Origin of the sequence: Pseudomonas sp. 5P_5.1_Bac1 (genome assembly GCF_025466015.1) — a bacterium.
Lineage (GTDB): Bacteria > Pseudomonadota > Gammaproteobacteria > Pseudomonadales > Pseudomonadaceae > Aquipseudomonas.
Genome location: NZ_JANLNX010000102.1, coordinates 1 through 24145, shown reverse-complemented (window position 1 = coordinate 24145; position 24145 = coordinate 1). Strand labels below are relative to the sequence as shown.

The following is a 24145-nucleotide window of genomic DNA, read 5'->3' as shown; positions in this document are numbered from 1 at the left end:
ATTGATGCCGCCAGCGTTTGGATGCGCCTCGTTATCCAAAAGGGTGTAGCTGTAGGTCACCACGCCGGTGCTTGCGTTGTAACCGGTGACGGTCAGCGTGTTGCCCAGCGGAGTCGTGGCAGTTTGTGGGAAACCAGCGGCTACACCACCAGAAACGACGTTGATGCCGCCCACGCTTAAGGTCTGCAAACCATCCGGAGCGGTGACGGTAAAGGTGCCGGTTTGGGTCAGTGCCGGTGTGTTCGGGTTGCTGCCGTCGCTGAGGTTTTTCTCGTAAACCGTCAGTTCGCCACCCACAGCATCGAGGCCATTGAGAGTGACTGGATCGTTCAGGTTCTTGATATCCAGGACCAAATTCGCAGTGCTGGTATCGCCATCCGCATCGGTCAGGGTATAGGCAAAGGTCTCAGTCCCTGTACCGCCACCATGCAAATTGAAGAAATCCGGATCGCCAGAATTCAGCGTGTAGGTGTAAGACCCATCCGCAGCCAGAACCAGCGTGCCGTAGGTTCCAGTGAAGGTGCCCGCAGTGATCGGTCCAACAACACGGTCAGCGCCCTGAACGTCATTAGTCAGCACATTCCCCGTCAATACCGTCGCCGCCTCGGTAGCAACCGACGCATTGGTATCCGGCGCAGCCGTCGGCACATCGTCGACGATGTTCACGTCGAGGCTGCCGCTGCTGGTGCTGCCATCGGTATCCGTCGCGGTGACGGTGAAACTTTCGGTGAGGTTGTTGATGCCACCTGCGTTTGGATGAGCTTCGTTATCCAGAAGCGTGTAGCTGTAGGTCACCACGCCGGTACTTGCGTTGTACCCCGTAACAGTCAGCGTATTGCCCAAAGGCGTCGTCGCAGTTTGTGGGAAACCAGCAGCCACACCGCCAGAAACAACGCTGATCCCACCCACGCTCAGGGTTTGCAGCCCGTCCGGAGCGGTGACGGTAAAGGTCCCGGTCTGGGTCAGCGCCCCCGCATCGGGGCTGCTGCCATCTCCAAGATTCTTCTCGTAAACCGAAAGCTCACCACCATTGTTATCCAGCCCGCTCAGCGTCACCGGATCGTTCAGATTGGAGATGTTCAACACCAGGTTCGCAGTACTGGTATCACCGTCAGCATCGGTCAGGGTATAGGCAAAGGTCTCAGTCCCCGTACCGCCACCATGCAGATTGAAGAAGTCCGGATCCGCAGGATTCAGCGTATAGGTGTAGGAACCATCCGCTGCCAGAACCAACGTGCCGTAGGTGCCCGTGAAGGTGCCCGCAGTGATCGGTCCGGTAACCCGGTCGGCCCCTTGAATGTCATTGGTCAGCACATTCCCCGTCAGGACCGTGGCAACCTCAGTAGCAACCGACGCATTGGTATCCGCCGCAGCCGTCGGCACATCGTCGACGATGTTCACGTCGATACTGCCGCTGGTGCTGCTGCCATCGGTATCGGTGGCGATAACACTGAAGCTTTCGGTCAGGCTGTTGGTGCCGCCGGCATTCGGATGCGCTTCGTTATCCAGCAGGGTGTAGCTGTAGGTCACCACGCCGGTGCCCGGGTTGTAGCCGGTGACGGTCAGGGTGTTACCGAGCAAGGTGGTGGTGGATTGCGGGAAGCCGGCCGCCACGCCGCCGCTGATCACATTGATGCCGCCGACACTCAGGGTCTGCAGGCCATCCGGCGCACTGATGGTGAAGGTGCCCGTCTGCGTCAGTGCCCCGGCATCCGGGCTGCTGCCATCACTCAGGTTCTTCTCGTAGACACTCAGTTCGCCGCCGGCGCTATCCAGGCCCGTCAGCGTCACCGGATCGTTGAGGTTGGTGATGTTCAGCACCAGGTTGGCAGTACTGGTATCGCCATCCGCGTCGGTGAGGGTGTAGGCAAAGGTCTCGGTCCCATTCCCGCCGCCATGCAGATTGAAGAAGTCCGGATCGGCAGGATTCAGCGTATAGGTGTAGGAACCATCCGCAGCCAGTACGAGCGTGCCGTAGGTGCCGGTGAAGGTGCCCGCGGTGATCGGTCCGGTTACCCGGTCGGCGCCTTGAATGTCGTTGGTCAGCACATTCCCCGTCAGCACCGTTGATACTTCGGTAGCGACCGACGCATTGCTGTCCGCCACCGCGACAGGCTGATCATCGACGATGAGCACGTTCAGGTTGGCAGTGCTGGAGCTGCCATCGGTATCGCTGGCAACTACGGTGAAGCTTTCCGTCAGGGTGTTGGCCCCGTTGCCAGCCGGATGGGTTTCGCTGTCCAGCAAGGTGTAGCTGTAGGTCACCACGCCGGTGCCCGGATTGTAGCCGGTGACGGTCAGGGTATTGCCCAGAGGTGTCGTCACGGTTTGCGGGAAAGTGACCGCCACGCCGCCGGAAATAACGTTGATATCTCCCACGCTCAGGGTCTGCAGGCCATCCGCCGCGGTGACGGTAAAGCTGCCGGTCTGGGTCAGCGCGGCCGCATTCGGGCTGCTGCCGGTACTCAGATCTTTCTCGAAGACGGTGATCGCCCCGGCATTGGTCCCCACCCCGCCCAGCACAACCGGATCATCCAGGTTGGTGATGTTGAGCACGAGGTTGGCGTTGCTGGTGTCGCCATCGGCATCGGTCAGCGTGTAGGTAAAGGTCTCGGTCGCGTGACCACCACCGTGAAGGTTGATGAAGTCCGGGTCCGAGGGATTCAGGGTGTAGGTGTACGAGCCGTCCGCCGCCAGTACGAGCGTGCCGTAGGTGCCGGTGAACGTCCCCGGAATGATCGGATTGGGCGTGCGATCGGCGCCCTGGATATCGTTGGGCAGGACGTTGCCGGTCAGCACCGTCGAGGCTTCCGTGGCCACCGAGGCATTGGTGTCGTCCACCGCCCGTGGCACGTCGTCGAGGATGGTGGCATCGAGGCTACCGCTGGTGACATCGCCATTGCTGTCACTGGCCGTGACCGGGATGCTCTCGCCCAGCGAACTGCCGGCGGTGGTCAAGGTGTAGGTGTAACCGACGGTGCCGCTGGCCGGATCGTAGGCGGTGATGGTCAGGACGTTGCCTGTACCGGTGGTGAAGGACTGTCCTACGCCGGTGACAACACCGGCCGTCAGCACATTCACGCCACCGACATTGAGGTTGAAGACACCATCAGGCGCGACCACGGTGAAGGTTCCGCCCTGGGTCAGGGCCCCGGCATTGCTCGCCGAACCCAGTGGCAGGTTGGCTTCGTTGACGATGACCTCGCCGCCCTGCACCGCCAGGCCATTCAGGCTGATGGGGTTGTTCACCTGGGGAGCGAAAGGCTGGTCGTGCGTCACATCACCGGTGCGCAGGTCCACCAGGTCGCCCTGGAAGTTGAAGCCGGCGGTAGGAAAACCAATGACCGGATCGACCCGGCCGCCCACTTCGGTCAACAGCACGAAACTGTGGCCGCCGCCCAGCGCACCGGGCGCGCCGTTGCCCGGGCCGGCGGCGGTCGCCTCGGCATCCTGGGTCGGGTCGCCGCCGGCGGCGATGGCTTGCTGGAGTCTCTCGACGTCGCTCAATTGCGCTTCAGTCGGGGTCACGACATCCGGGGCTTGCACGTGAGGCGCGTGATGGTTCAGCAGGTTGCTGGAGAGGGTCAGGCTGCTGTCGCGGCCCAGGGTCAGTTCCCCGCCGTTGGCCAGGTGGACCGCCACCGCTCCAGCCGCGCCGGTCTCCAGTTGTTCGCCGACGAACAGGCGATCGCCTTCGACCAATGCCCGCCGGGTTCCGTCACTCGCGACCGCGAACACCAGACCGACCACCTTGCTGACCACACCGATTGACTGAGCCATGTACCCACTCCTCCACCGCCGAGTTCTGCAGGAAAGTGCGTGGTATCTCGTGTGCGGGCCAAATCAATCAGCGCCCGGTTCGAAGTACCCGCGACCATCAGGACCGGGGGATTCCAGGGGAAATCCACGATCCCGATCGATGTCGCCGCAGCGGATAGAGAACACCTACTGGCAACTGGCCTTGCGCCAAATTTCCGTCGCCAAGATTTGCGGTGTTTCCCCTCCCCTCCACTCTTTCCATGCCCTATGCCGAAAAACCATCTGAAAACTTTCTGACGCCAGTAAAAAAGCGCTTCAGCGCCCGGTATACGTGGCGCGTGGGTTAAACAATGTGCCGGTTTCCTTAGACCGCATAAGTTTTTTTTCGCATAACCCTTATGAAAATTTCTTCTTAGCTTTGCGTGCAAATGTTCTTAGCTCTGTTGTTACAAGCCTGAAACGGTTTGAACTCAATTTTTCGTCATTTTATTGGCGATGCAGCACCTAAAAATGAAACTCAGGGAGAAGTAACCCATGCGCGTTTTGACCCCCCTCACCAGTGCAGTTTTACTGGCCATGACCTGTGCCAATGCCCAGGCAATGTCTTTGCAGGAAGCAGTGCAAAGCGCGGTGGATTACCACCCGGAAGCCAAGGCGGGAATAAACAGCAGGTTGTCCGCCGATGAAGATGTGAAGTTCGCTCGCGGTGGTTACTACCCGAGCGTCGATCTGGTCGCCGGCTACGGCCGTGAGCGCTCGGACAACACCAACACCCGCGGTATCAATGCCGACGGCACGCGCAACCACAACAAGGAATCCCTGAACTACACCCAGTCGGAACTGCGCCTGCGGCAGATGCTGTTCGACGGTTTCAACACCTCCAATGAAGTGGCCCGCACCGAGGCGGTGGTCAATTCCCGCGCCTACTACCTGCAAGCCACCTCGCAGACCATCGCCCTGCGCGCCATCGAGGTGTACCTCGAAGTGCTCAAGCGCCGTGAACTGGTGACCCTGGCCAAGAACAACCTGCAGGCCCACTTGCGGGTCAACGATCAGATCGGCCTGCGCAGCGAGCGCGGCGTCGGCAGTACCGCCGACCTCGACCAGTCCACCGCTCGCCGGGCACTGGCGGAAAACAACCTGTACACCGCGGAAGTCGACCTGGCCGATGCCGAGGCGAATTTCTTCAGCGTCACCGGCCGCACCGCCGACGAGCTGGAAGCCCCGCCCTCGATCAAGGGCGAAATCCCCACCAGCCTGGTCGACGCTCGCCAGGACATGCTGGCGAACAACCCCTACCTGAAATCGGCCCAGGCGGATATCCAGGCCGCCGAGCAACAATATGAAGTGGCGAAGTCGCCGTTCTACCCGCGCCTGGACGCCGAGCTGTCCACCGCCGCCAACAACAACCTGGGCGGCGAGCCCGGGCATGCCAACACCGACTGGCACGCCGGCGTGGTGATGACTTACAACCTGTTCCGCGGCGGCAGCGACAAAGCCCGCCTGCAATCCGACGCGCACAAGATCAACCAGGCCATGGACATCCGCAACAACGCGCTGCGCACCCTCACCGAGGACCTGTCGCTGTCCTGGAACGCCCTGCAGAACGCTGCCAAACAGACCCCATCGGCCCGCCAGTACGCCGAGACCACCACCCGTGTGCGCGCGGCCTACCAGGACCAGTTCGGCCTCGGCCAACGTACCCTGCTCGACGTGCTCGACAGCGAAAACGAGCTGTACAACGCCAACCGGCGCTACGTTGAAGTGCGCTACATCGAGGAGTTCTCCGGCTATCGGCTGCTGGCCAACATGGGCGAACTGCTGAGCAAGCAGAAAATCTCGCTGCCGCCTGAAGCCGTCGCCCAGAGCGACGTCAAGACCGACGCGCGGTTGCCTGAAATGCGTTGAGTATTTTCCGCCGCCTCGACTGAGGAGTAGGCCATTGTGACCAGCATGCAACCGGCGAACTCGGCGGACCAACGCCAGAGTTTCGATGATCCGTTACTCGATGGGCTGTTGATTCTCTGCAAGCTGCACGGTTGCACGGCCAGCCGCGCCAGCCTGAGCAGCGGCCTGCCGCTGCCGCAACAACGCCTGAGCATCGATCTGCTGCCGCGCGCGGCGGCGCGTGCCGGCTTGCAGGCGCGCGTGCTACGCCGTGAGCTGGGCGCGATTTCCGCGCTCAACCTGCCCGTGCTGCTGCTATTCAAGGATGGCCGTTGCGCGGTGCTGCAGCGCTGGAAAGAGGGCGATCAGGCGCTGATCCTGCCTTGCGAAGCCGACGGCGGCGAGCAGTGGGTCAGCCGTCAGGAACTGGACGAGGCCTACGCGGGCCAGGTCCTTTTCGCCCGCCCCCGGCATGAACTTGAAGACCTGCGCAGTCCGCTGGTGCCGCGGGTCAATGCGTGGTTTCGCGACACCCTCAAACAATCCCGCTGGCTGTACAGCGACGCCCTGCTGGCCAGCCTGCTGATCAACCTGCTGGGCCTGATGGTCCCGCTGTTCGTGATGCAGACCTACGACCGCGTGGTGCCGAACCAGGCCACCTCGACCCTCTGGGTGCTGGTCATCGGTCTGTTGATCGGCACCCTGTTCGAACTGGTGCTGCGCGTGGTCCGTGCGCATCTGCTCGATCAGGCCGGCAAGAAGACCGATATGATCCTCTCGGCAACCCTGTTCGAACGCATCACCGGCATGTCGATGAAAGCCCGCCCGGCCACCATCGGCGGCTTCGCCCAGAGCATCCACGACTTCCAGGGCCTGCGCGAATTCCTCACCGCGGTGACCCTGACCAGCGTTATCGACCTGCCCTTCGTGGTGCTGATGCTCGCGGTTATCGGCCTGCTCGGCGGCTGGCTGGTGATGATTCCACTGATCGCGTTCCCGGTGACCATCGTCTTCGCCCTGCTGATCCAGGTGCGCCTGCGCGACACCGTGCAGAAAAGCCTGAGCCTCGGCGCGGTGCGCCAGGCACTGCTGATCGAAACCCTCGGCGGCCTGGAAACCCTCAAGGCCTGCGGCGCCGAAAGCGAGCGCCAGTACCAGTGGGAAAGCACCCATGGCGCCCTCACCCAACTGGACGTCCACGCCCGCAAACTCTCGGCCCTGGCCACCAACGGCACGCTGTTCATCCAGCAGTTCTGCGGGATGGCCACCATCGTCGCCGGGGTCTACAGCATCATCGCCGGCAGCCTCAGCGTCGGTGCCCTGGTCGCCTGCTATATGCTCGGCAGCCGGGTGCTCGCGCCGCTGGGGCAGATCGCCGGGCTGATCACCCGTTATCAACAGGCGCAATTGACCATGCGCAGCACCGACGCCCTGATGGCCCTGCCGCAGGAACGTCGCAGCGACCAGCAACCGCTGGAGCACACCCGCCTGCAAGGGGCGCTGGAAGTGAGCCGGGTGAGCTTCCGCTATCCCGGGCAAACCGTGCCGGCGCTGAACAACGTCAGCTTCAGCGTCAAGCCGGGCGAGCGTATCGGCATCATCGGCCGCAGCGGTTCGGGCAAGAGCACCCTGGCGCGGCTGGTGATGGGCTTCTACGAGCCGGACGAAGGCCAGATCCTGCTGGACAACCTCGACCTGCGCCAACTGGACATTACCGATCTACGCCAGCAACTCGGCTACGTCGCCCACGACCTGCCGCTGCTGGCCGGCAGCCTGCGCGACAACCTGACCCTGGGGGCGCGCTACGTGAGTGACGCGCGGATGCTCGAAGTCGCCGAACTGACCGGCGTCAGCGAGCTGGCCCGGCAACACCCGCGCGGTTTCGACCGTCCGCTGGGCGAGCGTGGCCAACTGCTCTCCGGCGGCCAGCGCCAGGCCGTGCTGCTGGCCCGGGCGATGCTGCTGGAGCCGCCGATCATGGTGCTGGACGAACCCACCAGCCACATGGACAACAGCAGCGAAGAACAACTGCGCAATCGCCTGCACGGCTGGATCGAGGGCAAGACCCTGTTGCTGGTCACCCATCGCACCTCGATGCTCAGTCTGGTTGACCGCCTGCTGGTACTCGACAACGGCAAGATCGTTGCCGACGGCGCCAAGGATGCGGTGATCGACGCCCTGCGCAAGGGACGTATCGGTCAAGCCCTTTAGTCCTACACAGAGGTGCGAGATGTCCGCACTACGCAGTTACTTCCAGAGTTTCAACAAGACCGCCGAGCACGAGTACCTGCCGGACCTGACGAACGCCACCCTGCAGGACTCCCCGCGCCGCTCGCGGCTCACCGTGTGGCTGGCGGCGGCGCTGCTGCTGGTTGCGCTGGTCTGGGCCAAGGTGGCCGTGCTCGACGAGGTGACCACCGGCGAAGGCAAGGCAATTCCGTCGAGCAAGGTGCAGGTGATCCAGAACCTCGAAGGTGGCATCGTCACCGAAATTTTCGTCCGCGAAGGCCAGATGGTGAACAAGGGCGACACCCTGCTGCGCCTGGACGACACGCGCTTCCGCTCCAACAAGGGCGAAAGCGAGGCCGACCGCTACGCCCTCACCGCGCAGGTCGAGCGGCTGTCCGCCGAGACCGAGGGCAGGACGTTCCAGGTGTCCCCGGAAGTGCGCAGCAAGGCGCCGCAAGTGGCCGAGGACGAAATGGCCCTGTACCAATCGCGCCAGCGCCGCCTGAACAGCGAGAAGCAGACCCTCAACGAACAACTGCGGCAGAAGACCCAGGAACTGGCCGAGTTCCGCTCCAAGCTGGACCAGTACCGCTCGGGCCTGGCCCTGCTGCAGCAGGAGCTGGACATGTCGACGCCGCTGGTGAAAACCGGGGCGATTTCGCCGGTGGAAATCCTCCGCCTCAGACGCAGCGCGGTGGAAGCCCGCGGCTCGATGAACGCCACCAGCCTGGCGATTCCCCGGGCCGAGTCGGCCGTGGCGGAAATCAAGAGCAAGATCGAAGAATCCGAGGCGGGTTTCCGCTCCGAAGCGGCTAAGGAACTCAACGAAAAACGCACCGACCTGTCGAAAATCACCGCCACCAGCGTCGCGATCGACGACCGGGTCAACCGCACCACCGTGGTGTCACCGGTGCACGGCATCATCAAGCTGCTCAAGGTCAACACCGTCGGCGGCGTGGTCCAGCCCGGCAGCGACCTGGTGGAAGTGGTGCCGCTGGAAGACAACCTGCTGATCGAAGCCAAGGTCCGTCCGCAGGATGTTGCATTCCTGCATCCGGGGCAGAGCGCGATGGTCAAGTTCAGCGCCTACGACTACTCCATCTACGGCGGGCTCAAGGCGCGGCTGGAGTTGATCGGCGCTGACACCGTCACCGACGACAAGGGCAACGCCTTCTACATGATCCAGGTGCGCACCGACAAAAATCATTTGGGCGGGGACAACAAACCGCTGCTGATCATCCCGGGGATGGTGGCGACGGTGGACATCATTACCGGCGAGAAGAGCGTGCTGGATTACATGCTGAAGCCGGTGCTGAAGGCGCGGACGGAGGCGTTGCGGGAACGCTAGTCAGTGGTCCCATCCCCGCGAAGGCGATCCCGACCACAGACTTCACCTGAGGAATGGCTGGGTTGCTGAGGGCCATCGCGAGCGAGCTCGCTCCTACACTGTCCACGGCATGGTGCAATGAACTGTAGGAGCGAGCTTGCTCGCGATGCGGTGTCTAGCCCTCACAAATCAGCGCAGATGATTACGCTCAAACGTCTCCCGCCCCATCGCCGCAATCTGCCCCTCGATCAACGCATCGAAAGGCCTGAGCAATTCATCGAAACGCCCTTCCCCTTCCAGCACATTCAGCGCCTGGGTCACCGCCTCGATGGTCGACAACGCACCCGCTTCCGGCGCCTTGCGCAGCCGATAGCGGGAAGGCTGGACACAGGCCAGGGTCACTCGCGGCAATGCGTCCAGCAGCGGATTCAGGTAGAGCAGCTTGCGCGCCTTGCGCCAGGTGCCGTCCGGCACGATCAGCAACCAGGGACGCGGATCCGGATCCTCGCCATACGCCCGCAACGGCTGCGCCTGTTCACCGGGAAACAACAAGCCCACCCGATACCCCGGCGCAGCAATCAGCTCGGCCAGCCCCTCGAACACCTCGCCCACCCGCAACTCGCCATTGCGCAGGCCAAGGGCGGCAAGGCGCGCGGTATTGAGGGCATGACGGACTTCATCGGGATGCTGCAACAGGACCACGCGGGTGCGGCTGTCGAGCGACGGGATCAAGGGACAAAGGCAACGGGACTGCGGACGCTGACAGCGCTCGCACTGGATTCTGGACATCGGGTTCTCCTGGGCGGACAAAGTGTGCCACAGCAGTCCCGGAAAAGACCCACATCCCTGTGGGCAGGATGGTACGACTAGCGGTTGAACCGTTCGGCCAGGTCGTGCAGGTACTCGGCCATGCGTTCGAGTTCCTGGCTGATTTCGGCCCCTTGCCTGGCCTGGCCGGCACTGTGATCGCACAACTGTGCGATGCGCACGATCTGTTGGTTGATGTCTTCCACCACATGGCTCTGCTGCTCGGAGGCCGTGGCGATCTGCTGGCTCATGCCGGTGATACGACTGACCGCCTCGCTGATCCCGCTCAGCGCCACCTGCACCGCCTCGACGCTGTGCACGCTGTCGCGGGAGATCTGCTCGCCCTTGTTCGCGCTGGTCACCGCCCGATCGGCACCCGCACGCAGCGAGGCGATGATCTGGTGGATTTCCTCGGTCGAGGCGCGGGTCCGCTGGGCCAGCGAGCGCACTTCGTCGGCGACCACGGCGAAGCCGCGTCCCTGCTCGCCGGCCCGTGCCGCTTCGATGGCGGCATTGAGGGCCAGCAGGTTGGTCTGCTCGGCGATCGAGGTGATCACGTCCACCACGCTGCCGATGGACTGAGTCTGCTCGGCCAGGGCGTGCACCGCCTGCCCGATATCGTTGACCGCATCCGCCATGCTGCTCATCGCCCGCAAGCTCCGCTGCGCCAGCGTGCTGCCCTGACGGGTCAGTTCGTCGGCGTCGGACGCCGCGTGCGCGGTGTTCTGCACGTTCTGGGTCACCTGCTGGATGGTCGCCGCCATCTGCGCGATAGCCGTCGCCGACTGATCGGTCTCGCTGCGCTGACGATCGAGCATCTGCGCCTGGGCACCGGACAAATCCGACGACTGCGACGCCCGCGTTCGTACGCTGACGCCGGCATCCACCAGCCGGGTCAGCGCCGTTTGCAGGCGCGCTTCCTCGCTGATCATGGCCAGGTCCAGTTGCCCTTGCAGGCCCAGGTTGCGGCTGTAGGTCAGCGCCACCAGCGGGCTGGTGAACGCCTTGGGGTGCTCGGCCAGGGTACGGCGGATCACCCGGCTCTGGCGGTTTTCCAGCAGGAACCAGGCCGACAGCAAGCTAGCCATCAACACCCCGAGAGCGGCGTATTGCGGCAAAGCCAGGTAGGCGATCACCGATACCACGCCAGCACCGACCAACGGCCAGCCATGTTCGAGCACATCCAGCGTGCGCGCCGCCCAGGAGGTGGGTGAGCGCCCGGCGCGCAAGCGCTCGTACAAGGCTGCGGCGCGCTGCACCTGATCCCGGCTGGGCAGCGAGCGGACCGACTCATAGCCGCTGATCCGACCGTTCTCGTAGATGGCCGTGACATAGGCGCTGACCCAGTAGAAGTCACCGTTCTTGGCGCGGTTCTTGACCACGCCCATCCACGGTTTTCCCTCCTTGATGGTTTCCCACATATGGGCGAACACCGCGGGCGGCATGTCGGGATGGCGTACCAGGTTATGGGGCTCGTGGAGCAGCTCGTCGCGGGTGAACCCGCTGATGGCGACAAACGCATCGTTGCAATAGGTAATGCGGCTGGTCAGGTCGGTGGTGGAGATCAGCCGCTGCTCTTGGGGGAAGGTTCTTTCCTGCTCAGTGACGGGCAAATTCATGCGCATCTTGGGCGTCCCTGCTGAAGAGGTGGGGAAGGAAGTTTCATCACGGCAAGAAAAGTAGTAGCAGAGCATTAACGCTTTCGTGGTGCTTTTTACCACCCGCGCAAAGTAATTTTCGCCGACGTTCGCCTCATGCTGGCGTCAGTTGCGCCCGCAGCAGGTCGCGGAAGGTCTGGATCAGCGGTTCACGGCTGCGACCACGGCGGATGATCATCGAGAACGGCGCCTGATAACCGAAGGTCGCGGGAGATAGCACCCGCAAGTCGCCCTTGTCGACCCACGCCTGGGCGTAATGCTCCGGCAGGTAGCCGATGTAGGCCCCGGACAGCACCAGGATCAACTGCGCCTCCATGCTTTCCACCGTCGCAGCGCTGTGCTTGAAACCGTGCCGGGCCAGTTCCGCCTGGCTCCAGTAGCCCCGGCCGACCATGCGTTGCTGGGTGATGACCTGCTCGGGAATCCGCCGCTCGCTGAACAGCGGGTGGCGGTTGCTGCAATACAGCCAGTGCTGCTCGCGGTACAGCGGCTGGTAGACCAGCCCGCTCATGCGCGTGGAGAAGGCGCCGATGGCGAGGTCCAGGCGGTTGTCCTGCACCCCCAGTTGTAACTCGTAGGGGCTGGACACCGACAAATGCAGGTGCACCGCCGGATGTTCCTGGCTGTAAGCACCGATGGCTTCGGCCAGCGGCAAGGCGCGATCGCCCACGGTGGAGTCGATCACCCCCAGGTTAAGGGTGCCGCGCAGCTCGCCCTTGAGCGCCGCCGCGTATTGCTCGAAACCGTCCAGTTCGGCCAGCAGACGCAAGGTCTCCTGGTGAAACAGCTCGCCCTTGCTGGTCAGGCTGAAGCCGCCACGGCCGCGATGGCACAGCACGATGCCGAGGGCGGCCTCGAGCTGGCTCATGTAGGTGCTGATGGCTGACGTGGAGAGGTTGAGGTCGCGCTGGGCATTGGCGAAACCCTGGTGGCGCACCACGCTGGCGAAGATACGCAGCAGCTTCAGATCGGGCAGGTTCGAGGCCATGAAAACGGAGGTCCGCAGGTCGGAAATGGCGACAGTCTAACCCCGCTCCCAGCGATAGTTCAGAAAAACCTGAACTAAGTATTTGCCTGTAGCGATTCTTCTACGGCACTACCTTTTGCAGACTTTGCCGCACTGCAACTGTTCCAGGGCACTTTCGGCTGGCTGGCCGGTGTTGAGAACAGGTTTCAACAACTAGAACAATCGAACCGATGAGGCCCGAAACCGTGGACAAGATCCTGCACCAACCACTGGGCGGCAACGAAATGCCGCGCTTCGGCGGCATCGCAACCATGATGCGCCTGCCCCACCTGCAAAGTCCCGCCGGCCTCGACGCCGCCTTTATCGGCGTGCCGCTGGACATCGGCACCTCCCTGCGCTCCGGCACCCGCTTCGGCCCGCGGCAGATCCGCGCCGAGTCGGTGATGATCCGTCCGTACAACATGGCCACCGGTGCCGCCCCGTTCGACTCGCTGTCGGTGGCCGACATCGGCGACGTGGCGATCAACACCTTCAACCTGCTCGACGCCGTGCGCATCATCGAAGAGGCCTACGACACCATCGTCGAACACAATGTCATCCCGCTGACCCTCGGCGGCGACCACACCATCACCCTGCCGATCCTGCGCGCCCTGCACAAAAAGCACGGCAAGATCGGCCTGGTCCACATCGACGCCCACGCGGACGTCAACGACCACATGTTCGGTGAGAAAATCGCTCACGGCACCACCTTCCGCCGCGCCGTCGAAGAAGGCCTGCTGGACTGCGACCGCGTGGTGCAGATCGGCCTGCGCGCCCAGGGCTACACCGCTGAAGACTTCAACTGGAGCCGCAAACAGGGCTTCCGCGTGGTCCAGGCCGAAGAGTGCTGGCACAAGTCGCTGGAACCGCTGATGGCCGAAGTTCGCGAGAAAGTCGGCGGCGGCCCGGTGTACCTGTCCTTCGACATCGACGGCATCGACCCGGCCTGGGCGCCCGGCACCGGCACCCCGGAAATCGGCGGCCTGACCACCATCCAGGCGATCGAAGTGATCCGTGGCTGCCAGGGCCTCGACCTGATCGGCTGCGACCTGGTCGAGGTGTCCCCGCCCTACGACACCACCGGCAACACCTCGCTGCTCGGCGCCAACCTGCTTTACGAAATGCTCTGCGTTCTGCCCGGCGTTGCACGTCGCTAATAGCCAAGGCAAGGAAAGATATCAGGCAGGAGCCATGACGGCGGCCCGTTGAAAACGGGCCGCGCTACGAAGAATGACCCGCGGCGGCCTACCCGACCGCGAGATCGATCTCACATAAAAAAGATAATTGGAGACACCCATGGCCTTGGACATATTCGTTGTACTGATTTATGCCGCCGGCATGCTGATACTGGGCTGGTACGGCATGCGCAAGGCAAAGACCCACGAGGACTACCTCGTGGCCGGCCGTAACCTCGGCCCGAGCCTGTACATGGGCACCATGGCCGCAACGGTACTGGGTGGCGCGTCCACCGTCGGCACCGTGAAACTGGGCTATGTGCACGGTATTTCCGGTTTCTGGCTGTGCGCGGCGCTGGGCCTGGGCATCATCGCCCTGAACCTGTTCCTCGCCAAACCGCTGCTGCGCCTGCGCATCTTCACCGTCACCCAGGTGCTGGAAAAGCGCTACAACCCCATGGCCCGTCAGGCCAGCGCCGTGATCATGCTGGCCTACGCGCTGATGATCGGCGTGACCTCGACCCTGGCCATCGGCACCGTCCTGCAAGTGCTGTTCGAACTGCCGTTCTGGAGTGCGATCCTGCTCGGCGGCGGCGTGGTGGTGGTGTACTCGACCATCGGCGGCATGTGGTCGCTGACCCTGACCGACATCGTCCAGTTCGTGATCAAGACCGTCGGCCTGATGTTCGTCCTGCTGCCGATCTGCCTGTACCGCGTTGGCGGTTGGGACCAACTGGTAGCCAAGCTGCCGGCGTCCAGCTTCAGCCTGACCACCATCGGCTGGGACACGATCATCACCTACTTCCTGATCTACTTCTTCGGCATCCTGATCGGCCAGGACATCTGGCAGCGGGTGTTCACCGCCCGTGACGAGAAGGTCGCCAAATACGCCGGCACCACCGCAGGCCTGTACTGCGTGATCTACGGCCTGGTCTGCGCGGTGATCGGCATGGCCGCTCACGTGCTGCTGCCAGACCTGGGCAACGCCAACAACGCCTTCGCCGCCATCGTCAAATCCGCCCTGCCTGACGGCATCCGCGGACTGGTGATCGCTGCTGCGCTGGCGGCAATGATGTCCACCGCCAGTGCCGGCCTGCTGGCTGCGTCCACCGTTCTGACCGAAGACCTGCTGCCACGGCTGCGCGGCGGCAAACAGTCGAGCCTGTCGATCAACCGCCTGTTCACCCTGCTGACCGGCCTGGCCGTGCTGGCTATCGCCCTGGTGGTGGAAGACGTGATCAGCGCCCTGACCCTGGCCTACAACCTGCTGGTGGGCGGCATGCTGGTGCCGCTGATCGGCGCCATCTACTGGAAACGCGCCACCACTCGCGGCGCGATCACCAGCATGGCGCTGGGCTTCGTTACCGCGCTGGTGTTCATGATCAAGGACGGCATGGACGCGAACACCCCGATCTACTACAGCCTGGCGATCGCCTTGGTGAGCTTCGTGGTGGTCAGCCTGATGTCCCGCTCGGAAGTGAATGCGGCGAAACTGGCTTGAAACAAGAAGGGCCTGCGCAAAGCAGGCCCTTTTTCTTTGGGATGAAGAGCCTCATCGCTGCGGTTCGGGGCGCCGAACCGCAGCGATGGGGCCTCTGAATACTTCAACGTCGAGGCTGACGCTTGCGCTTCTCGTCGTCGCTGGGGATCGGTACCGGTTGCATCGGCGGGATCAGGCCCAAGGCAACAGCGAGGTCATGGAGCCAGTTCATCATCAGGTTTTTCATAATTCCCCCTTGAGGGTCATCGTCCAATCCAGTTTGGCTACGATGTTTCCTAGCAATCATAGCCTCAAGTCCTACAAATCGCTTGCGTAAATTCCTACACCCGTGACCTGCATCAAGCGCTGAGCGCCGTTCCGACAGGTGGTCCTTCCCGCCCCTCTTCCTGCAGGTTCACCCAGGCATCCAGATTCGCTCCGCGCATGCCCCGCCGCCACACCAGCCAGGTGGTCGCCAGATCGAAAGGCGTCTGCAACCGGTGCACCGCGACGTTCTCGCGCCCCGGCAGGCTGTCGAGCATCGACTGCGACATCAATGCCACCCCGGAACCCGCCACCACACAGGCCAGCATGCTCGGGTAGGACTCGATTTCCATGGCCCGGCCCATGGCCGCGTGATCATGGGCGTACCAGGCCTCCAGCCGCATGCGGTAGGAACAGCCCTTGCGGAAGGTGAACACCGCACGCCCCGTCACATCCCGCGCGCTGCGCACGGGCGGATGGTCCGACTCGGTGATCAACACCAGAGTTTCCTCGCACAGCGGTACGCCGTCGAGACCGGCCAGCGACAGCGGCCCATCGAGCATGGCAGCGTCCAGCCGACCGGCGAGCAGCCCTTCCAGCAGCTCGCCGCTGGGCGCGGTCTGCACCTGCAGGTTCACCGCCGGATAGGTCCGGTGATACCGCGCCAGCAACCCCGGCAGGTGAATCGCCGCAGTGCTGTACATGCTGCCGAGGATGAACTCGCCGGCCGGTTCTCCGCCCTGCACCGCCGCGAACGCCTCGTCGTGCAGCGCCAGCATGCGCCCGGCGTAGTCCAGCAACACCTTGCCGGCCGGCGACAACTGCAGACGCTGACGCTCGCGGTGGAACAGTTCCACGCCCAGTTGCTCCTCGAGCTGACGCAAACGCGTCGACAGGTTCGACGGCACCCGGTGCAATTGCTCGGCGGCGCGGGTCACCGAACCGGTCTCGGCGACCGCCTGAAAGATGCGCAACTGGCTCAGTTCCACAACCGTTCTCCAAAAGTGAACAAGTTGCTCATCATTATTCAATTTTTAAGAAAAGCAACCGCCGGTAGTCTGAACGCATCACTTGCCTTGCAGAGGAATACCGGACATGTCGCCGACACTGCGTCTTCTGGCCAGCTTCGTTGCCCTGATGATGGCAATGGGCATCGGCCGCTTCGCCCTCACCCCGCAACTGCCGCACCTGGTCGGAGAAGGCCAATTGAGCCTGACCGCCGCCGGTCTGGTCGCTGCGGCCAACTACCTCGGCTACTTCCTTGGCGCGCTGGACGCCATGCTCGCCCGCCGCCCACAACAAGTGCGGCTGCGCCTCAACCTCGGGCTGTGGTTGTGCGTGCTGCTGACGGTGCTGTCGTTCTGGGCTGACAGCTTTATCACCCACGCCCTGCTGCGTTTCGGCACCGGCGTGGCCAGCGCCTGGGTAATGGTGATGATCACCAGCCTGAGCCAACCCCTCGCCGCGCGCAGCAACCTGCCGCGACTGGGCGCCCTGGTGTTCGCCGGTCCCGGCCTGGGCATCATGCTGACAGGGCTGCTGGCGCTGGTTTCGAACCTGTACGGGCTGGGGTCGGCGCCGCTGTGGCTGATCTATGCCGCTGCCGCGTTGGTCATGCTGCTGGCCGTGCGGCCGATGCTGCCGCAGCCGGAGGAGGCGCCAGCCACGCCAGCACCAACACTGGCCGCAACGCCTTCGCGGGGTATCCCGCGATTGGGCCTGATCTACGGCCTGTATGGCATCGGCTACATCATCCCCGCGACGTTCATGTCGCAGATGGCCAGCGCGCGCTTTCACGGGCAGTGGATGGCCGACCTGTTCTGGCCCGGCTTCGGCCTCGCCGCCGCAGTCGGGGTGATGCTGCTGAGCCTGCGCCGGCCACGGCCGGGCAGCACCTCGCGCTGGTTGAGGGTGACACTGTGGCTGCAGGCCATCGGTGTGTTCGCCTGCCTGATGGGCGACGGTCCGGGGCTGGCACTGGGGGTGATCTTCTGCGGCACGCCGTTCCTGGCCTGCATGCAACTGGTGATGCAGCGCTCGCGGGAACTGGCGCCCCACGCCACCCAACGCAACGCTGGCCTGCTGACCGCCTGTTTCGCCATCGGCCAGCTCGGCGGGCCCTTGCTGGCGGCGCTGAGCAACCTGTTCGCTGGCAGCCTGCAACCGGCGCTGCTGGTCGCTGGCGCCGGTCTGTTGCTGGCGGGCGTCCTGAACTGGCGGCCTGGAACCTATCAGAACGCCCCTACTCGTCATTCGCCCGCACCTGACAGGCTCTGATCAGTGCCATAAACGAGCATCGCCGCCCCGTTTTCGAAGGAGCGAATGGACCGCTCTGGACTACGGAGGAAAAGCCGAAGCGCTTGCCAACAACGCCCAGAGAATCAGAGCAGAACAACAGATCCACTTTCAATTGCTGCCGTCCGCGCTGCGGGCAGAAATAGTACAGCGCAGTGGAGAGGTTCAGGGGCTCTCCTCGACAGCGGCGTCTCTGTACCCGTATTACCCAACCACCCTCTAGCGCTGCCCCAGCAACGAACGCAGACGCCTGCGCAGCCACTGCTCGGCGCTGACCATGACGATGCCGAGCAACACACACAGCGCGCCAATCACGAAGTTCAGGCTCAGCGGTTCGTTCAGCAACAGCACACCGAAGGTCACGCCGAAGATCGGCGTGATAAAGGAAAACACCGCCAGGTTGGACGCCAGGTATTTGCGCAGCAGCCAGAACCAAGTCAAGTAGCTGAAGAACGACACCACCAGCGCCTGGAACAGCACGCTGCCGATGGCAATGGGCGTCAGGCTGACGTGGGTCAGCTTGCCGTTGAAGGCAGCGATCAACAGCAGACCGACAAAGCCCACCGCCAACTGATAGAACAGCGTAAGGGTCGCAGGCGCTTCAGACAGCCGCGAGCAGCGCACCACCACCGTGGTGGCGCCCCAGGACGCACCAGCGAGTACACCGAAGGCATCGCCGAGCAACATCGGCCCGTTGAGATCATCCAGGGAAATACCGCCGGCGAAGGCCAACGCAATCCCGCCAAAGGCCAGCAGGATGCCCAGCCACTGCAGCGGCCGCAGGCGCTCGCTGGGCAGCATGAAATGCAGGCCGAGGGCGGTGAAGACCGGCGCGGTGTAGAGGAACACCGACATGTGCGCCGCCGAGGTCAGCGACAGGCCCTCGGCGATGAACAAGAACTCGATCCCGAACAACGCGCCCGCCAGCAGCCCTCCGCGCCAGGTGGTGCCCACGTGCTCCCAGCCACCACGCCAGCACATCAGCAGGCCCACCAGTAACGCGGCGATCCCTGAGCGGGTCGCCGCCTGCATCACCGGGGCGAAATCAGCGGCGGCCCATTTGACCATCACCTGTTGCACGCCCCAGATCAGGCACAGCCCCAGCATGACCTGAAAGGCGAAGGCATCGGGATCGCGACGGGGTGCGCTCATGGGCGGCACCCCACTTCTGGCAATGGCATGACAACCTCTTGGCAGCGAAGAATTGGCGCCAATTATTGATGGTTGTCGTCAGCTATTACCAGATATGTCTGACTCGCTCAGGCAATCTGCGCCTTCGAGGCCACCTCGTCGAAGGTCGCTTCGTCCAGCGCATCGGCCTGCTCATCGAGGACCTGGCGCGGGTGATCGTTGCCGGGAATGCTGCTGTCGATCAGGCTCAACAGCCGCGAACCACGCTCGGTCAGGACGAAGTTCTCGCCGTTGCCGCCCTCCTCTTCGGGCCGGCTGACGATGTAGCCGCGTTCCACCAGCAGCCGCTCATAGTCGCAGGCGCGGGTCTTGAGGTGGTCGAGGTCCGGCACCGCGTCGCCATCGGCGGCAAGCTGCGCGGCGTGCTGTTCGGCATAGGGGCGCGGGGTGAAGTTGTGTCCGGCACTGTTCTGGACTTCATGCAGCAGACGTTCGATCAGGTCCCAGTCATACACGGTGCTCATGGGTGCGGCCTCGGTGGGGTATGTAAGGTTGTGACCGGCCGCGTGCGCCACGGTTCGACTGAACTTTCCCGGCGGCGCGCCCCTCAACCGGGAACATCGCCCGCCATGGATAACGAGGCCCGACCATGAAGACACTGATGATGCTGACCGCCACCGCTAGCCTGCTGTTCGCCCTGCCGAGCTGGGCATGCACGCTGGAAGAAGCCACGGAGAAACGCGAGGAACTGGCCAAGGAAGTGACCCGCCTGACCGAGCAGAACCCGCAGAAGGCCAAGGAAATCAACGAGGAGTTGCAGGGAATGAAGCTGGGCACGGAGGCCAGTGATTTGCCGGACAAATGTCAGTTGATCGACAAGCGGCTGCAGGAATTGCGGGAGGCCGAGAAGAAAACGTGAGGGTGCTGGAAAATTTGAGGGCCTCAGCGCCGGGAAGCCGGCGATGAGACCCTTGAGCCTTACTCCGCCGCAGCAGCCGGCTTGCGCTTCTTCAGCGGCGCCAGGCCATCAGAGCTGGTCAGCGGTGCATTAGGCTTCGGCTTGGCCGTCGGCTTGCGCTTGGCCACGGCTTTCTTGTCGCCCTTCTTGTCGGTCTTTTTCTTCTTCACGCCAACCGCTTTGCCCGACGCCTTGACCTTCTTCGGACCGGTGTAGGTGCCCTTCACTTCCTTGATGGTGCGACGCTCGAAGGTCTGCTTCAGGTAGCGCTCGATGCTCGACATCAGGTTCCAGTCGCCGTGGCAGATCAGCGACACCGCCAGGCCTTCGGCGCCAGCACGACCGGTACGACCAATACGGTGCACATACTCGTCGCCGCTGCGCGGCATGTCGAAGTTGATCACCAGGTCCAGGCCGTCGACGTCCAGGCCACGGGCAGCCACGTCAGTCGCCACCAGCACCTTGGCGCCGCCGGTCTTGAAGCGTTCGATGGCCAGCTTGCGGTCTTTCTGGTCCTTGTCGCCGTGCAGCACGAACGCCTTCATGTCCTTGGCCACGAGGTGACCGTAGATGCGGTCGGCCATGACCCGGGTGTTGGTGAAGATGATCGCCTTCTGGTACGTCTCGTTTTCCAGCAACCACTGAGCGATCTGCTCTTTGTGCTGGTTGTGGTCGGCGGTGATGATCTGCTGGCGGGTGCCTTCGTTGAGCTGGCTGACGCTGTTGAGCATCAGGTGCTCAGGGTTCTTCAGCACCTTGCTGATCATGTCGCGCAGACCGGCGCCACCCGTGGTGGCGGAGAACAGCAGGGTCTGTTGACGGTTCGGGCACTCGCCGCACAGGCGCTCGACGTCTTCCGAGAAGCCCATGTCCAGCATGCGGTCGGCTTCGTCGAGGATCACCACCTGCACGTGTTTCAGGTCCAGGTTGCCGGCGTTCAGTTGCTCCAGCAGACGGCCCGGGGTGCCGATCAGGATGTCAGGCACCTTGCGCAGCATCGCGGCCTGTTCCTTGAAGTCCTCGCCACCGGTGATCATCCCGGCCTTGACGAAGGTGAACTGGGAGAAACGTTCCACTTCCTTCAGGGTCTGCTGGGCCAGCTCGCGGGTCGGCAGCAGGATCAGTGCGCGGATCTCGACGCGTTTCTGGTTCAGGTCGACCAGACGGTTGAGCAGCGGCAGGACGAATGCGGCGGTCTTGCCACTACCGGTTTTCGCCGTGACCCGCAGGTCGCGCCCTTGCAGCGCCAAGGGAATGGCGGCCGCCTGCACAGGGGTAGGCTCGACAAAGTTCAGTGCGGCCACGGCTTTGAGCAGGCGTTCGTGCAGGGCGAATTGGGAAAACACGGATGTAACCTCGGGCATGAGCGGAAATTCAGCCACATAGGGTAACGTTTTCCGGCGCCCGAGCCGAATTTCTTTTTGCCGCAGGCCCGGTACATTCGTTCTAATTGGCACTTCTTTTAAAAGGTTACGGAGAATTTCCGCAGCGCATGGCTATTCAACAGTTCTGGCAAAACGCCCTCGACCTCTGGGGCACCCTCGACCAACAACCGCTGCTGCACGCCGCGCTAGGCCTGACGGTGCTGCTGGTCATCGCCCTGGTGCTGGGGCGGGTGGCGCGGTTTCTCATCCTCCACGCGATCAAGCTGCTGAGCCGCCAATCGGCGCTGCTCTGGCTTGGCGACCTGCTGCAAAACAAGGTGTTCCACCGCCTGGCGCAGATGACACCGTCACTGGTGGTGCAATTCGGCCTGAAGCTGGTGCCGGAACTCAGCGCCACCAGCCAGCATTTCCTCGGCAACGTGGCGCTGGCCTTCACCATCCTGTTCCTGGTGCTCGCCCTGAGCGCCCTGCTCGATGCCCTGCTGGACATCTACGCCCGCACCGAACACGCCCGCACCCGCTCGATCAAAGGCTACGTGCAACTGGCGAAGATGGTGCTCTACGTGTTCGGCACGATCATCATCGTCGCCACCTTGATCGACCGCTCGCCGCTGTTGCTGCTGTCGGGCCTGGGTGCGATGTCGGCGGTGATCCTGTTGGTCTACAAGGACACCCTGCTGTCGTTCGTCGCCAGCGTGCAGTTGACCAGCAACGACATGCTGCGGGTCGGCGACTGGATCGAAATGCCCCAGGTCGGCGCCGACGGCGACGTGGTGGACATCACCCTGCACACCGTGAAGGTGCAGAACTTCGACAAGACCATCGTCTCCATCCCCACCTGGCGCCTGATGAGCGAGTCGTTCAAGAACTGGCGCGGCATGCAGCAATCGGGCGGGCGGCGGATCAAGCGCAGCCTGTTCATCGATGCCGGCGGTGTGCGCTTCGTCACCGCCGAGGAAGAGCGGCGCATGGGCGAAGTGCGCCTGCTGACCGACTACATGGCACGCAAGCGCAGCGAGCTGCATAGCTGGAACGAGGCCCAGGGCCAGGTGGCGGAACTGTCGGCCAACCGCCGCCGGCTGACCAATATCGGCACCTTCCGCGCCTTCGCCCTGGCGTACTTGAAAAGCCACCCGGACATTCAGCCGAACATGACCTGCATGGTCCGCCAGATGCAGACCACCGCGCAGGGTGTTCCGCTGGAAATCTACTGCTTCACCCGCACCACGGTGTGGGCCGAGTACGAGCGAATCCAGGGCGATATCTTCGATTACCTGTTGGCGGTGCTGCCGGAGTTCGGCCTGAGCCTGTACCAGCAGCCCAGCGGCAACGACCTGCGCGCCGGCCTGCTACCGGCCAGTCTTCCCGGCCAGCAGCGGGCGTTGGGTGCCGAGCCGGCTGAGCCACAGTGACGCGAGAATCACCGCCCCGCCGATGAACAACCGTCCCAGCGGCTCGTGCTGATTCCAGATCAGCAGGTTGAGCAGCAACCCCACCGGGACATGCAGGTTGTTCATCACCGCAAGGGTGCCGCCGGAAACCAGGCAAGCGCCCTTGTTCCACCAGTACAGCCCGAGCGCCGTCGGGCACAGCCCGAGAAACAGCAGCACCAGCCACTGCACGTCGGTTGTGGGCAAGTGCTGCGTGTTGCCGAACAGCAGGAACGCCGGCAGCACCACCAGCAAGGCACCCAGGTAGAAATAGCCGAAGCGCCGGTAATGCGGCAGGTCGCTGGGATGGCGCGCGATCAGGTGCTTGTACAGGACCTGGCCGGCGGCGTAGGTGAAGTTGGCCAGTTGCAGCAGCAGGAAACCGATGAAGAAGTCCGGGTTGATGCTGTCGAAGCGGATCACCGCAGCGCCGGCCACCGCCACCAATGCCGCGATCAACGCCCACGGGTTGAAGCGACGGTTCAGCGCGTCTTCGATCAGGGTCACGTGCAGCGGCGTGAGGATAGTGAACAGCAGCACTTCCGGCACTGTCAGCACGCGGAAGCTCAGGTACAGGCAGACATAGGTGATACCGAACTGCAGCGCACCGATCAGCAGCATGGCGCGCATGAAACGCGGCTCCACCTGGCGCCAGCGGGTCAGCGGCAGGAATACCAGCAAAGCCAGCAGGACCCGGGCCAGCACGGCGAAGTAACTGTCGACATGGCCAGCGAGATATTCGCCGATCAGGCTGAAGGAAAACGCCTGGATCAGCGCGACGATCAATAGGTAGTGCATGGCGGCCTCTCGGGGATCAAGGCGGCGACCTTAGCGGGTTGGGGTATCCGGGTGCAATTGTCGGGATTGGTTTGGGCGGTATGGTCAAGGACCTCATCGCTGCGGTTCGGCCCGAAACGCCCATAAAAAAGGTTCTTCACGGAATACTGGGAGCTTTGGGGTTGGGGTGCCCTGAGCTTATCCATTTCATGTGGCGACGCCGCCGGCCCCTTTCGCCTTTACGGCGAGTCCATTTTGTCTTGGCAAAATAGACGAAAACCGCTGGCTCCTGCATCCGGCCCTACGCTGCGCTGCGGGTCCCCTCCCTCCGGCGCCTTTCGGGGGCCACGCGGCCTACGACTTGCTTCGCAAGTCTTCACCTCGCGTCTTCGGCTACGCCGAAGGGTGCTGCGCACCTGCCCCCTACAGACACCTCCACTCGGCCTCCTGACGTCGCAATCTGTGGCGTCTGAACTTGCGCGCATCAAGAGCAACAGCAAAAGCAAATCAGTGGCCCCACAAAAACTGCTAGCACCGCGCCCCCCTGTGGGAGCCGGCTTGCCGGCGATAGCGTCCT

Annotated in this window: 17 protein-coding genes and 2 pseudogenes; 8 read left to right on the top strand and 11 right to left on the bottom strand. The window is 63.3% G+C overall.

The window, feature by feature from the left end:
• Nucleotides 1-3780, bottom strand: a 3780-nt coding sequence (locus NTD82_RS21760; RefSeq protein WP_262130180.1) for a retention module-containing protein, incomplete at its 3' end; no start/stop codon positions are given.
• 513 nt (nucleotides 3781-4293) lie between these two features.
• On the opposite strand from NTD82_RS21760, the gene NTD82_RS21755 reads away from it, so the two are divergent.
• Genes NTD82_RS21755 through NTD82_RS21745 form a run of 3 tightly spaced genes read left to right on the top strand, consistent with a single transcriptional unit; the run spans nucleotide 4294 to nucleotide 9223 of the window.
• Nucleotides 4294-5667: a TolC family outer membrane protein gene (locus NTD82_RS21755; protein WP_095153852.1), complete on the top strand. Its 1374-nt coding sequence runs from the start codon at nucleotides 4294-4296 to the stop codon at nucleotides 5665-5667.
• 45 nt (nucleotides 5668-5712) lie between these two features.
• Nucleotides 5713-7857, top strand: coding sequence for a type I secretion system permease/ATPase (locus NTD82_RS21750; RefSeq protein ID WP_410017076.1), 2145 nt, complete (start codon nucleotides 5713-5715; stop codon nucleotides 7855-7857).
• A 19-nt stretch (nucleotides 7858-7876) separates the two neighbouring features.
• Nucleotides 7877-9223, top strand: coding sequence for an HlyD family type I secretion periplasmic adaptor subunit (locus tag NTD82_RS21745; protein WP_262130178.1), 1347 nt, complete (start codon nucleotides 7877-7879; stop codon nucleotides 9221-9223).
• A 168-nt stretch (nucleotides 9224-9391) separates the two neighbouring features.
• Here the strand turns inward: NTD82_RS21745 and NTD82_RS21740 are convergent, their stop codons facing one another.
• The 4 genes and pseudogenes from NTD82_RS21740 to NTD82_RS21730 form a co-directional block, all read right to left on the bottom strand.
• The gene (locus tag NTD82_RS21740; RefSeq protein ID WP_095153855.1) at nucleotides 9392-9991 is read right to left on the bottom strand and encodes a tRNA-uridine aminocarboxypropyltransferase; all 600 of its coding nucleotides are present in this window, start codon (nucleotides 9989-9991) and stop codon (nucleotides 9392-9394) included.
• Nucleotides 9992-10068: 77 nt separating this feature from the next.
• Nucleotides 10069-10584 (bottom strand): annotated as a pseudogene (locus tag NTD82_RS29465) (methyl-accepting chemotaxis protein); the annotation flags it as partial.
• Nucleotides 10585-11352: 768 nt separating this feature from the next.
• A pseudogene (locus NTD82_RS29460) lies at nucleotides 11353-11628 on the bottom strand (PAS domain-containing protein); the annotation flags it as partial.
• A gap of 133 nt (nucleotides 11629-11761) precedes the next feature.
• Nucleotides 11762-12655, bottom strand: a complete 894-nt coding sequence (locus NTD82_RS21730; RefSeq protein WP_095153857.1) for a LysR family transcriptional regulator — start codon at nucleotides 12653-12655, stop codon at nucleotides 11762-11764.
• 224 nt (nucleotides 12656-12879) lie between these two features.
• Here NTD82_RS21730 and speB point away from each other — a divergent pair, with 224 nt between their 5' ends.
• Nucleotides 12880-13830 carry an agmatinase gene (gene speB, locus NTD82_RS21725; RefSeq protein ID WP_095154326.1) on the top strand — a complete coding sequence of 317 codons (951 nt, stop codon included), beginning with the start codon at nucleotides 12880-12882 and terminating at the stop codon, nucleotides 13828-13830.
• 139 nt (nucleotides 13831-13969) lie between these two features.
• Entirely contained in the window at nucleotides 13970-15349 is a 1380-nt protein-coding gene (locus NTD82_RS21720; RefSeq protein WP_262130176.1) for a sodium:solute symporter, read from the top strand.
• Nucleotides 15350-15452: 103 nt separating this feature from the next.
• On the opposite strand, the gene NTD82_RS21715 is transcribed toward NTD82_RS21720, so the two are convergent.
• The gene (locus NTD82_RS21715; RefSeq protein ID WP_256587674.1) at nucleotides 15453-15575 is read right to left on the bottom strand and encodes a PA1414 family protein; all 123 of its coding nucleotides are present in this window, start codon (nucleotides 15573-15575) and stop codon (nucleotides 15453-15455) included.
• A 112-nt stretch (nucleotides 15576-15687) separates the two neighbouring features.
• Nucleotides 15688-16581: a putrescine utilization regulator PtrR gene (gene ptrR, locus NTD82_RS21710; protein ID WP_095153859.1), complete on the bottom strand. Its 894-nt coding sequence runs from the start codon at nucleotides 16579-16581 to the stop codon at nucleotides 15688-15690.
• Nucleotides 16582-16687: 106 nt separating this feature from the next.
• Here ptrR and NTD82_RS21705 point away from each other — a divergent pair, with 106 nt between their 5' ends.
• Nucleotides 16688-17869, top strand: coding sequence for an MFS transporter (locus tag NTD82_RS21705; protein ID WP_262130175.1), 1182 nt, complete (start codon nucleotides 16688-16690; stop codon nucleotides 17867-17869).
• Between the two features lie 237 nt (nucleotides 17870-18106).
• On the opposite strand, the gene NTD82_RS21700 is transcribed toward NTD82_RS21705, so the two are convergent.
• Both NTD82_RS21700 and NTD82_RS21695 read right to left on the bottom strand, forming a co-directional pair.
• On the bottom strand, nucleotides 18107-19039 hold the full coding sequence (locus NTD82_RS21700) for a DMT family transporter (RefSeq protein WP_262130174.1): 933 nt from the start codon (nucleotides 19037-19039) through the stop codon (nucleotides 18107-18109).
• A gap of 107 nt (nucleotides 19040-19146) precedes the next feature.
• On the bottom strand, nucleotides 19147-19542 hold the full coding sequence (locus NTD82_RS21695) for a transcriptional regulator (RefSeq protein WP_095153862.1): 396 nt from the start codon (nucleotides 19540-19542) through the stop codon (nucleotides 19147-19149).
• A gap of 125 nt (nucleotides 19543-19667) precedes the next feature.
• On the opposite strand from NTD82_RS21695, the gene NTD82_RS21690 reads away from it, so the two are divergent.
• Nucleotides 19668-19937 (top strand): hypothetical protein, encoded by a 270-nt coding sequence (locus NTD82_RS21690; RefSeq protein WP_095153863.1) that lies wholly within the window; start codon nucleotides 19668-19670, stop codon nucleotides 19935-19937.
• 59 nt (nucleotides 19938-19996) lie between these two features.
• Here NTD82_RS21690 and NTD82_RS21685 read toward each other — a convergent pair whose 3' ends face one another.
• Entirely contained in the window at nucleotides 19997-21322 is a 1326-nt protein-coding gene (locus NTD82_RS21685; RefSeq protein ID WP_095154328.1) for a DEAD/DEAH box helicase, read from the bottom strand.
• Nucleotides 21323-21468: 146 nt separating this feature from the next.
• On the opposite strand from NTD82_RS21685, the gene NTD82_RS21680 reads away from it, so the two are divergent.
• Nucleotides 21469-22773, top strand: a complete 1305-nt coding sequence (locus NTD82_RS21680; protein ID WP_262130173.1) for a mechanosensitive ion channel family protein — start codon at nucleotides 21469-21471, stop codon at nucleotides 22771-22773.
• On the opposite strand, the gene NTD82_RS21675 is transcribed toward NTD82_RS21680, so the two are convergent.
• Nucleotides 22711-23589, bottom strand: a complete 879-nt coding sequence (locus NTD82_RS21675) for a carboxylate/amino acid/amine transporter (RefSeq protein ID WP_262130172.1) — start codon at nucleotides 23587-23589, stop codon at nucleotides 22711-22713. The genes NTD82_RS21680 and NTD82_RS21675 overlap by 63 nt on opposite strands.
• Nucleotides 23590-24145: the final 556 nt, after the last annotated feature.